Here is a 10,256-nt window from a genome sequence, read left to right as displayed (position 1 = left end):
ACCAAAAGGCAAATGATGGAAGACAAAATCATCCATACCGAAGGCGAATCCAACACCTCAAACGCTCGGAAAATATGAAGTGGTGGCGATAGGGACAAAAAGCGCTGTCAGCCCCATCACCACCAGCGGCAGGCATTCAAAGCAAACGTGTCGCGATACCCCCATCAACCGCTACCGGCGACCCCGTCACAAAGCTTGCCCGGTCTGACAATAGAAACAAGGCCGATTGCGCAATCTCCCTGGGGTCGGCCATGCGTTTCAGGGGGTGCAATCCGGCGATCAGGTCGTGCGTTTCTGGATCGTCGCCAGCCATGTCTGTCTTGGTACCGCCCGGCAAAATAGCGTTGATGCGGATATCCTGTGCCGCGTGATCGGATGCCAAGGATTGTACCAGCCCGATCAATCCTGCCTTCGATGCGGCATAGGCGCCCATGCCGGGCATGCCACCATTGCTGAAACCAACAAACGTTCCTGTAAATACCATCGACCCACCGCCGCGTTTCTCCATTGCAGGAAGCTGCGCCTTGGCGGCGAAGAATGCACTGGTGAGGTTTGTCGCAAGAACGGACTGCCAATTGCCTGTCTCCATTTCTGGAATGGGGCCCACATCACCCATCTTGCCCGCATTGTTGAATGCGCCGTCAAGGCCACCGAATTGCTGCTCCGCCAGATCAACCAGATCCCTAGCATAGGCTTCGTCGGTCACATCTCCCGCAAGGCAAACCGCATGCCCATTGCTTTGCGTAATCTGCCTGACGAGCGTGTTCAGCTGGATTTCGCGGCGCGCGCCCAACACGACATTTGCGCCTTCCGAGGCAAACAGAAGCGCTGCCGCCGCGCCGATACCACTGCTCGCCCCGGTGATGATGATAGTCTTGTCTTTGAGTTCCATGGCCATGCCTTTCACTAATTGCATGCCCAGGGACTAAGGAATGAGATGGGTTTGGGGCGACCCGTTTCTTGCGATTGTCGAACCCGCCAGGCTGAAAGCGCAAGAACCGGGTCGGCTGAACGCCCTCAATCGGAATCTATCACCTGGCCGCCGTCCAGCCGTTGCAGGAACACGTTCAATGCGGTCGCAAATTCAGGACGAAATCCACGACTTTGCGCGCGGGCATTTCGCAGGGTTTCAGGCGAGCGCCGGATGCAAGCCGATAGAGGTTGAGGCTGATATAGTCATTTCCGCCCAACTCTTCGGCCACCAGTTTCTGGCTTTGTCCGCCGGAAAAATCCTGCCGCGTCACCACATAGCGCCGCCCATTGAACTCTCCGGTAAAACTACCCAGCGGCAGCGCGTCAAAGGCGGTCAGGAACGCCTCCGTCACTTCTGACCGATTTTTGGCTCGGTGCCGGCGCGCAGGCGCTGGATGTTCGATGCGTGCCGCAGCAGCACCAGAAGCGTCAGCGCCAATCCCAACAGGAGGCTCCGGCCATCCCCCAGAACCAGCATCCACAGGGTTGAGGACGACGCCGCCGTGATCGCCGCCATCGAGGAAATGCGCGACAACAGCGCCGTGACCAGCCAAGTCAGGCAGCATGCCACGCCCACCGGCCAGATCAGCGCCAGCAGGATGCCCAGGAACGTGGCCACCCCCTTGCCACCCCGGAACCCCAGCCAGATCGGAAAGCAATGACCGATAAACGCCATCAGCCCGGCGATCTGCGCCGCATCCTCGCCCGAGATCAGCCGTGCCAGCAGCACGGCAACCGCACCCTTGCCGCCATCCAGCAGCACCGTCAGCGCTGCGGCCTTCTTGTTGCCAGTGCGCAGCACGTTGGTGGCACCGATATTGCCCGATCCGATCTCGCGCAGGTTGCCCAGCCCCATCACCTTGGCGGTGACCATGCCGAACGCCACCGACCCAAGACCATAGCCGATCACGGCCCAGAGGATCAGAACAAGCAGGGAGCTTTCAATCGGGGGCATCAGGGGGCCTCGAATACACAGGTGCCAGCGACATAGGTTGCCCTGACCTTACCTTGCAGGCGCGCGCCGTCAAACGGTGTGTTCTTGGATTTCGAATTCAGCTTCCAGCGGTCCAGCACGAAAGGCGCATCCGCATCGAACAACACCAGATCCGCAGGCGCCCCCGCCGCCAGACGCCCCGAGTAAAGCCCCAGCCGTTTTGCCGGATTCAGCGCCATCGCCCGGAAGAGCGTGGGCAGGTCCAGATCACCGGAATGATAGAGCCGCAGCGCCGCAGGCAGCAGCGTTTCCAGCGCGACTGCCCCGCTGGCGGCCTCCTCGAAGGGCAGGCGTTTGCTTTCCTCGTCCTGCGGCGTGTGCATCGAGCTGATCGTGTCAATCAGCCCCTCGCGCACCGCCGCGATCACCGCCTGCCGGTCGTCCTCGGACCGCAGCGGCGGCTTGACCTTGAAGAAGGTGCGATAATCAGCGACGTCCAGCTCGTTCAGTGTCAGGTGATGGATCGACGTGCCCGCGGTGATGTCCAGCCCGTTTCGCTTGGCGCGTTCCAGCGCGGGCAAGGCGCGGCCGGTGGTGATCTGGTCGGCGTGATAGCGCGCCCCGGTCATCTCCAGCAGGGCGATATCGCGGTCCAGCCCCATGCGCTCGGCCATCGGCGACACCGCCGGCAACCCACGGAGCGAGGCGAACTTGCCGCTGGTCGCCGCCGCCCCGGCGCTCAGCCCCGGCTCTTGCGGATGGGCAATGACCAGCGCCCCCAGGGAACGCGCATAGGTCAGCGCCCGGCTGAACACCTTGGTGTCGGTGATCACATGGTCGCAATCGGTGAACGCAACAGCGCCCGCATCCATCAGAAAGCCGATTTCGGTCATCTCGCGGCCCGCGCGGCCCTTGGTCAGCGCCGCCATGGGCAGCACGTTCACCGGGGCCGCCTCATTGGCGCGGCGGGCGACGAATTCCAGCGTTTCGGGACTGTCGGTCGCGGGCAGCGTGTCGGGGCGGGTGATCATCGTGGTGATCCCGCCCGCCGCCGCCGCCATCCCGGCGGATTTATAGCTTTCCTTGTGACGCTCGCCGGGTTCGCACACCTTGACGCCGATATCGACAATCCCCGGTGCCAGACATTTGCCACCGCAATCCACGGCCGCGACCCCAAGGTCGGGATTGCCGCCATAGACCAGCTCTTTGATCGTGCCATTTTCGACAAGAAGCGCGCCGGGCCGATCGGTCCCGTTCTCCGGGTCGATCAGGCGGGCATTGGTAAAGAGCGTCTTCATAAGCAAACTTATCCTGCAATCCAGATCATTACCGCCACCAGCAGTGCCAGAACCAGCAAGGCCACCATCGCCACGCGGCCGGACATGGCCGCGTTGGAAGGCGGTGCCTTGGCCTCGGTATTTACCTGCCCCTTCGCCGCTTCCGAGGGTAGTTTCTCAAAGCTGATCGGTTGGGTATCCTCGAAAAACGTGCCGATCAGACGCAGGGGCGCGCGTGGTCTCAGGGTTTGCGCCACGCCGCCAAGGGCGCGCGAGGGCAGCACCAGGACAACATCTTTCAGACCGTCAAGTCGCGCCGCCATATCGGCAAGCTGCGCGGGCGGGATGCCATGCCCCTCTTCCAGATAGGCGGTCAGGCCAAGACCGCTCAGGTCGGCCACATCGAACAGTTCGACCTGATCGGGTGCCAGGCTTTCAGCCCCCAGTGCCGCCGCCGCATCAAAGCCGTCAATCTGATCCTTGGTCAGGTCGGTCGCAAAAACGCGCACGGTCCCGGTTTCGCCTGCCTTGATCTCGATCTTGGTGCTCATGCCAGAACTTCCTTTGGTCGCGCGCGCAGGTTGCGGGCCAGCAGATCCATCGCGGCCATGCGCACCGCAACCCCCATTTCGACCTGTTCCTGAATGACGCTGCGATTGATGTCATCGGCGATCTCGCCGTCGATCTCGACACCCCGGTTCATCGGGCCGGGATGCATGACGATGGCATCGGGCTTGGCATGGCTCAGCTTGTCCGCATCCAGCCCGTAGCGGTGGTAATATTCGCGTTCCGACGGGATGAAACCACCATCCATGCGTTCGCGTTGCAGCCTCAGCATCATCACCACGTCGACGTCGCGCAGCCCTTCGCGCATATCCTCGAACACCTCGACGCCGAATTCACTGATCTGGCTGGGCATCAACGTCGGCGGACCAACAAGGCGCACGCGGTTTTCCATCTTGCCCAGCAGCAGGATGTTTGACCGGGCCACACGCGAATGGGCGATGTCGCCGCAAATCGCGATGCTCAACCGGTGCAGTCGCCCCTTGGCGCGGCGGATGGTCAGCGCATCCAGCAGCGCCTGGGTGGGGTGCTCATGCCGCCCGTCTCCGGCGTTCAGCACCGCGCATTTCACCTTCTGTGCCAGCAGGTCGACCGCGCCGGAATGCGGGTGCCGCACCACAAGCAGATCGGGATGCATCGCGTTCAGTGTCAGCGCCGTGTCGATCAGCGTCTCGCCCTTTTTGATCGAACTGGCCTGCATCGCCATCGACATCACGTCAGCGCCCAGCCGTTTGCCCGCCAGTTCGAAACTGGCCTGCGTCCGGGTGGAGTTTTCGAAGAACATGTTGATCTGGGTCAGGCCCGCCAAAGCGTCCGAATGTTTCACCTCACGGCGGTTCAGATCGACATATTGATCGGCCAGATCAAGAATAGCGGTAATGTCGGAAGGGCTGAGGGGTTCGATCCCCAGAAGGTGGGATTGTGAAAAGCTCATCCGCCGCTCCGGTCCTGAAATCTGCTCGCTTATAATGACCGTGCGGGGCCGGGGCAAGCGCGCCGTTGCCCGTTCGGTTTTTCAGGAGCAGCAAAGCAAAAACCCCGCGCCGAACCAAGCGCGGGGTTTTTATGTAACCCAAAAACTCATTCTATTTTGGAGAGCACCGAGAGAAGGGTCCCAAAATGCACCGCGCGCTCATCCGGGACAGTGGACAAACACGCGGCGACTTTGGGATTTATTGTAGGAACGGGCGTAGCTGCTGCGCGATGCCCACGGTGATCGGGTCGGATTGCATGGCAAATGCACCCGCCTGCTCGACCAAAGTCCCGCTTTGCAGGGCGGCAATACGCTCGGCATAGATGGCAGATCCGGTATGCGCCATCACCATGCCCTTGAAGACGAAAAAGCCCACAATCAGCATGACCACGGCGCGCAGCGGAATACCGCGCTGGCGGCGCGTCGGACGAAAGACGATCAGGCCATCCTTGTTGACCGAGCCCTTATAGCCCTGCGCCATCTTAGCGCGTTTCAGATCGATTTTTTTCAGGCGGGATTCAAACCCGTCAAAAGAATTTGTCATAGTCTTATTCATGGCAGTTTCCTGCGATCTTGGCCCCCACCGCGATCAAGTAAAAACTACGTTTGAAATGTGGCAAAAAAAGGGCAACTGCCCCGAAACGCCTGATTTAAAACTTATTTTTCGACAATTTTAGCAAGCGTTGTCGTCGTCCAGTCACCAATCTCGTCGCGGGCCACCAGACTGTTTCCAGCCTGTGTATAAACCCCGATCACCTCATCGGCCTGCTCATTTAAAATGCCGGACAGAATCACCTTTCCGCCGGCACGCAAACTGCTGGTAATGTCATCCGCCAGCGCGATCAGGGGCCCTTTGAGGATATTGGCAAAGATCAGGTCATAGGGGCCTGATTCGACCAGCTTGGGGTGATCCAGCCCTTCGGCCTCCAGGCAAAGCACCCTGCCCTCCAACCCGTTGGCGGTGACATTGGCCGCCGCCACATCCACCGCAACCGCGTCAATATCGCTGGCCACCACGGTGCCGTCCCAGATCCGTGCTGCCGCCATCGCCAGCACCGCCGTGCCACAGCCCAGGTCCAGCACCGATTGCGCCTCGAACCCGTCGCTGATCAGCCGGTCCAGCGCCCGCAGGCACCCCAGCGTGGTGCCGTGATGACCGGTGCCAAAGGCCATCGCCGCCTCGATCAGCAGCGGCTCGCACCCCTCGGGCACCTTGTCCGCATCGTGGCTGCCATAGACGAAAAACCGCCCCGCCTCGACCGGCACCAGCTCGCGGCGCACCTTGGACACCCAGTCGGTCTCGGGCAGTTCTGACACCGCAAAGGGCCGCGCCCCGTGCAGCGTCGCCAGCAGGGCCAGCCCGGCCTCGTCCGGGGGCGCGTCAAAATAGCCGCCCACTTCCCACAGGCCCGATCCGTCCTCCATCTCGAAGACCCCCACACCGGTGGGTTCCGGGCTCAACGCCTCCAATGCCTCAGCCAGCGCCTCGGCGGCGTCTTTTCCGGTCAGGGTGGTCAGCGCGGTGAATGTCGGCATCGGGGAAACCTCGGATTATTCGGCAGGCGACGGGGCAAAACGCGAAAACACCGTCTCGTTGCCCTTCTCGGGGTGGCGCGGGATCAAGAGCGCCAGCATCAGCGAGGTGAACGCCATCCCCGCCGCCAGCATGAACACCGCCGCGGGCGATATCAGCCAGAGATAGCCCAGCCCTGCAGGCAGGAACACCGCCGCGATATGGTTGATGGTAAAGGCCACCGCCGCAGTGGGCGCGATATCGCCCGGATCGGCGATCTTTTGAAAATAGGTCTTCAGCGCCAACGCCATCGCAAACAGCAGGTGATCGACCACATAAAGAAACGCCGCCAGCAGCACGCCCCAGCCGAAAAAGTAGATCCCGCCATAGGCCAGGAACACGATCACCAGCCCGACATATTCAAAGATCAGCGCGTTACGCTCGCCAAACCTGAACACCGCCCTTCCGACCAACGGCGCGCAGATCATGTTGGCCACAAGGTTGATCAGGAAAAGCGAGGTGACCTCATGCACTTCAAAGCCAAACTTTTCGACCATCATGAAGCCCGCGAAAACGATGAAGATCTGCCGCCGGGCACCCGCCATGAACTGCAACGCATAATAAAGCCAGTAGCGGCGGCGCAGGATCATCCGCTTGATCTGCGGATTGGGCGCCTCGAATTGCGGATAGGCGAAAAGCGCGAATGCCGCGATCATCACGGTAAGACCGCCCGCCAACAGATAGACGGTGTTATAGGTCAGGCCCAGCGCCTCCCAGGTCATCACGATCAGCAGGTAAGCCACCAGCGTCGCCCCCGACCCCGCCGCCACCAGCCAGCCCAGCATCTGCGGCGCGCGGTCTTTTTCCAGCCATTGCAGTTGCAGCGACTGGTTGACCGTCTCGTAATAGTGAAAGCCGATGGAACTCAGCATCGTGATGGTCAGAATGCCACCCAAAGACGGGAACCATGCGGTGACCGCCGTTGCCGCCCCCAACAGGATCAGCGACACCAGACCCAGAACCTGCTCGCGTACGAAAATGATCACGGCGATGACGCCCACCGCCAAAAAGCCGGGGATTTCGCGCACCGTATGCAGCCAGCCGATGTCCGAGCCGTCGAAATCCGCCACTTCGATCACGAAGTTATTGAGCAGCGCCGACCAGGTCGAAAAGGCGATCGGCATCGCCGCCGCCATCAGAAACAGCAGCGTGATCGGGCGCTGCCAGAACGGCAGGCTTTGGGCTTGCGACAAGGGAACGGTCTTGGTCATACCCCGTCCTTTACGCCCATCGCCGTGCAATGGCGAGGGCTGGTTCTGTGCGTCAGCTCACAGCATTGTATCGACTTGCCCGCAACATTGTATGGCCCCTCTGGCCCCTGCCCGCCCATTGCGCTAGCGATTGGGTCAGTCATGACCCGAGGTGCCCCATGCCCAAGATCAAGATCGCCCTGAACGGCTTCGGCCGCATCGGACGTACCATCCTGCGCATCCTGTTGCAAAACGGCCAGGATTTCGAACTGGTGCTGATCAACGAGATCGAAAGCCTCGAGACCTGCGCCTATCTTTTCCAGTATGACAGCGTCTTCGGCCCCTTCCCGGGCACGGTCACGACCGATGAAAAATCGCTGACGGTGAATGGCCGCACGATCCCGTTTCTGAACACCGCTGACATCAGCACGCTGGATCTGTCGGGGGTCGACCTGGTGCTGGAATGCACCGGCATGGGCGGCACCCGCGCCGTGGCCGAACGCGGGCTGGCGGCGGGCGCCGGGGCGGTACTGGTCTCGGGGCCCTCGTCCGAGGCGGACGTGACCCTGGTCCTGGGCGCGAATGAACACGAGCTTGGCGATCACAGCATCATCTCGAACGCGTCCTGCACCACCAACGCGCTGGCCCCGCTGGCCAAGCTGCTGGACGACGCTTACGGCATCATCAGCGGCCAGATGACGACGGTACATTGCTATACCGGCTCCCAGCCCACGATCGACAAACCCCGCGACGCGCCGGAACGCTCGCGCGCGGCGGCGCTGTCGATGGTGCCCACGACCACCTCGGCGCAGCATCAGACCGGGTTGGTCCTGCCCCACCTCAAGGGCCGGATCGAGGCCCGCGCCATCCGCGTACCCACTGCCAGCGTGTCGGCCATCGACCTGACCGTGCAGACCCGCAACAAGGTGAGCGAGGCACAGGTAAACGCGCTGCTGCAGGAGGCCGCCAGCCACTCGCCGGTCTTCGGCTGGACCGATCTGCCGCTGGTATCGTCCGACCTGCGCGCCCGGCCCGAATCCATCGTGCTGTCGGGCCGCGAGACATCCGTTTCCACCGGCGGGCTGTTGCGGGTCTTCGGCTGGTACGACAATGAATGGGGCTTTTCCCGGCGCATGCTCGACATGGCCCGCCTGATCGGCAACCGGGCGCTGTTATCAGATTGAGCGCGTTTCACGCGCACACGATCTCTCGTCGTCCGCCTCCGGCCTCCTCCTCGGGCCGCCCGTGGCCGATGTGTCACATGGCAAATTCCGGCAGCATGGCTTTGCAACGGTGCGGATCCGGATCAGACTTCACCTTGGCAGAAATACTCCGGGGTCTGGGGTGGAACCCCGCGGCCTGCATGGCCTGAATGCAATACTCAAATGGGTGAGCGGCAGCGAACGCCGCTAGGGAACAGCACGCCCGTCCCTATTCCGACGCGGTACCATAGGGCAGACCGTCCAGGCCCTCTTTGAGCCAGCGAATTTCCCTGAGTTTCGTCTGCTGCATCTGCTCATGATATTCCATCCGGCTGCCAGATGCCTTTTCCAGTGCCAGCAGTTCCTCCGACGGTACCAGACCTGCAACCGGCACGCCATTGCGCAGGATCATCACTCTGCGACCACCAGGACGCATGGCATCCAGAATCCGGCGCAGATCGCAGCGAAACTCCCGGGCGCCAATTTCGTCATACATACTGAGCCTCCAGATAGCGTTGATGCCGTCAATCTGCCGGCCAGTCTTTAACGAACCCTGTGGGCACCGTCCGCAAAGAGGTGGAGTTTACACAATCCGCGTGCACAGTTTACACAGTTGCAACTTTTTCACTCGGGACCAGCATATGAAAATTGCCACCGCCGCTTACCCGCTCGATCCGTTAACGAACTGGGCCGACTACGCCGCGAAAATCACCGACTGGGTGTCCGATGCGGGCCAAAACGGTGCCAGGCTGCTGGTCTTTCCCGAATATGCCGCGATGGAACTGGCGATGCTGGCCGGGGCTGACGTGGCGGGCGACCTCGAAGCGTCGCTGCATGCCGTCTCGGACCGGATGGCCGATGCCAATGATCTGCATGCTGACCTGGCGGTGAAACACGGGCTTCATATCCTGTCGGGCTCTGCGCCGGTTTTCGACCCTTCGATCGGCGATCGTCCGGTCAACCGTGCTCATCTTTTTTCGCCCTCCGGCGGGCGCGGCTATCAAGACAAGCAGATCATGACACGCTACGAGCGAGACCCGATGCGGATGGCCTCTGGTGGACCTTTGCGTCTTTTCGAGACCAGCCTGGGCAAGATCGCTATCCTGACCTGCTATGACAGCGAATTTCCCTTGCTGGGCCGGGCTTTATCCGATGCAGACCTTATCCTTGCCCCCTCCTGTACCGAGGCGCTTTCCGGTTATTGGCGGGTTCGTATCGGCGCGATGGCCCGGGCACTGGAAAACCAATGCGTGTCGGTCATGGCCTCGTTGGTAGGGCCCGCGCCGTGGAACGAAGTTGCCGATATGAACACCGGCATGGGTGGCGTTTTCAGCCCTCCCGATGCGGGCTTTCCCGACACTGGCATTCTGGCCGAAGGCACCTTGAACAAACCCGGCTGGACATATGCCGATGTCGATCTCGAAGCGATTGCCCATGTCCGCGCCGATGGTTGGGTTCTGGGCCGCACCCACTGGGTGGAACAGTCAGGCCGCGATAGCCATGTCACATCTGAACCCCTCCGGTGATTATCCCCTTGAAAATCACTTCAAACAGGCCCATTTAAGGGCGCG

General features: G+C 61.5%; 12 protein-coding genes. 2 read left to right on the top strand and 10 right to left on the bottom strand.

Annotated elements, in window-relative coordinates; all coding sequences use genetic code 11:
* Positions 1–136: 136 nt before the first annotated feature.
* From Q1B27_RS20180 to Q1B27_RS20140, 9 genes are all read right to left on the bottom strand, one after another.
* A complete protein-coding gene (locus tag Q1B27_RS20180) occupies positions 137–892 on the bottom strand; it encodes an SDR family oxidoreductase (protein WP_299850430.1) in 756 nt (251 codons plus the stop codon).
* Between the two features lie 175 nt (positions 893–1,067).
* The gene (locus Q1B27_RS20175; protein ID WP_299850428.1) at positions 1,068–1,325 is read right to left on the bottom strand and encodes a hypothetical protein; all 258 of its coding nucleotides are present in this window, start codon (positions 1,323–1,325) and stop codon (positions 1,068–1,070) included.
* A complete protein-coding gene (gene plsY, locus Q1B27_RS20170) occupies positions 1,322–1,927 on the bottom strand; it encodes a glycerol-3-phosphate 1-O-acyltransferase PlsY (protein ID WP_299850426.1) in 606 nt (201 codons plus the stop codon). The genes Q1B27_RS20175 and plsY overlap by 4 nt, the downstream gene beginning before the upstream one ends.
* Positions 1,927–3,204: a dihydroorotase gene (gene pyrC, locus Q1B27_RS20165; RefSeq protein WP_299850424.1), complete on the bottom strand. Its 1,278-nt coding sequence runs from the start codon at positions 3,202–3,204 to the stop codon at positions 1,927–1,929. Before pyrC ends, plsY begins: the two co-directional genes overlap by 1 nt.
* 8 nt (positions 3,205–3,212) lie before the next feature.
* Positions 3,213–3,734 carry a hypothetical protein gene (locus tag Q1B27_RS20160; protein WP_299850422.1) on the bottom strand — a complete coding sequence of 174 codons (522 nt, stop codon included), beginning with the start codon at positions 3,732–3,734 and terminating at the stop codon, positions 3,213–3,215.
* The gene (locus Q1B27_RS20155) at positions 3,731–4,681 is read right to left on the bottom strand and encodes an aspartate carbamoyltransferase catalytic subunit (RefSeq protein WP_299850420.1); all 951 of its coding nucleotides are present in this window, start codon (positions 4,679–4,681) and stop codon (positions 3,731–3,733) included. Before Q1B27_RS20155 ends, Q1B27_RS20160 begins: the two co-directional genes overlap by 4 nt.
* A gap of 238 nt (positions 4,682–4,919) precedes the next feature.
* Positions 4,920–5,276 (bottom strand): hypothetical protein, encoded by a 357-nt coding sequence (locus Q1B27_RS20150; RefSeq protein ID WP_299850418.1) that lies wholly within the window; start codon positions 5,274–5,276, stop codon positions 4,920–4,922.
* A gap of 101 nt (positions 5,277–5,377) precedes the next feature.
* Positions 5,378–6,256 (bottom strand): 50S ribosomal protein L11 methyltransferase, encoded by an 879-nt coding sequence (locus Q1B27_RS20145; RefSeq protein WP_299850415.1) that lies wholly within the window; start codon positions 6,254–6,256, stop codon positions 5,378–5,380.
* Positions 6,257–6,271: 15 nt separating this feature from the next.
* Entirely contained in the window at positions 6,272–7,504 is a 1,233-nt protein-coding gene (locus tag Q1B27_RS20140) for an MFS transporter (protein ID WP_299850412.1), read from the bottom strand.
* Positions 7,505–7,662: 158 nt separating this feature from the next.
* On the opposite strand from Q1B27_RS20140, the gene Q1B27_RS20135 reads away from it, so the two are divergent.
* Positions 7,663–8,667 (top strand): type I glyceraldehyde-3-phosphate dehydrogenase, encoded by a 1,005-nt coding sequence (locus Q1B27_RS20135; RefSeq protein ID WP_299850408.1) that lies wholly within the window; start codon positions 7,663–7,665, stop codon positions 8,665–8,667.
* A 247-nt stretch (positions 8,668–8,914) separates the two neighbouring features.
* Here Q1B27_RS20135 and Q1B27_RS20130 read toward each other — a convergent pair whose 3' ends face one another.
* The gene (locus Q1B27_RS20130) at positions 8,915–9,181 is read right to left on the bottom strand and encodes a type II toxin-antitoxin system Phd/YefM family antitoxin (protein ID WP_299850404.1); all 267 of its coding nucleotides are present in this window, start codon (positions 9,179–9,181) and stop codon (positions 8,915–8,917) included.
* 145 nt (positions 9,182–9,326) lie between these two features.
* Here Q1B27_RS20130 and Q1B27_RS20125 point away from each other — a divergent pair, with 145 nt between their 5' ends.
* Positions 9,327–10,211: a carbon-nitrogen hydrolase family protein gene (locus Q1B27_RS20125; protein ID WP_299850401.1), complete on the top strand. Its 885-nt coding sequence runs from the start codon at positions 9,327–9,329 to the stop codon at positions 10,209–10,211.
* The last annotated feature ends 45 nt before the right edge of the window (positions 10,212–10,256 follow it).

Source organism: uncultured Roseovarius sp. (assembly GCF_947489715.1).
Classification (GTDB): Bacteria; Pseudomonadota; Alphaproteobacteria; order Rhodobacterales; family Rhodobacteraceae; genus Roseovarius.
This window is presented reverse-complemented; position numbering and strand designations above follow the sequence as displayed.

Bases quoted from the DNA above. Each gene is read 5' to 3' on its own strand.
- Q1B27_RS20155 (WP_299850420.1), bottom strand. From the start codon at position 4,681: ATGAGCTTTTCACAATCCCACCTTCTGGGGATCGAACCCCTCAGCCCT.
- Q1B27_RS20140 (WP_299850412.1), bottom strand. From the start codon at position 7,504: ATGACCAAGACCGTTCCCTTGTCGCAAGCCCAAAGCCTGCCGTTCTGG.
- Q1B27_RS20130 (WP_299850404.1), bottom strand. From the start codon at position 9,181: ATGTATGACGAAATTGGCGCCCGGGAGTTTCGCTGCGATCTGCGCCGG.
- plsY (WP_299850426.1), bottom strand. From the start codon at position 1,927: ATGCCCCCGATTGAAAGCTCCCTGCTTGTTCTGATCCTCTGGGCCGTG.
- Q1B27_RS20145 (WP_299850415.1), bottom strand. From the start codon at position 6,256: ATGCCGACATTCACCGCGCTGACCACCCTGACCGGAAAAGACGCCGCC.
- Q1B27_RS20160 (WP_299850422.1), bottom strand. From the start codon at position 3,734: ATGAGCACCAAGATCGAGATCAAGGCAGGCGAAACCGGGACCGTGCGC.
- Q1B27_RS20150 (WP_299850418.1), bottom strand. From the start codon at position 5,276: ATGAATAAGACTATGACAAATTCTTTTGACGGGTTTGAATCCCGCCTG.
- Q1B27_RS20180 (WP_299850430.1), bottom strand. From the start codon at position 892: ATGGAACTCAAAGACAAGACTATCATCATCACCGGGGCGAGCAGTGGT.
- pyrC (WP_299850424.1), bottom strand. From the start codon at position 3,204: ATGAAGACGCTCTTTACCAATGCCCGCCTGATCGACCCGGAGAACGGG.
- Q1B27_RS20135 (WP_299850408.1), top strand. From the start codon at position 7,663: ATGCCCAAGATCAAGATCGCCCTGAACGGCTTCGGCCGCATCGGACGT.
- Q1B27_RS20125 (WP_299850401.1), top strand. From the start codon at position 9,327: ATGAAAATTGCCACCGCCGCTTACCCGCTCGATCCGTTAACGAACTGG.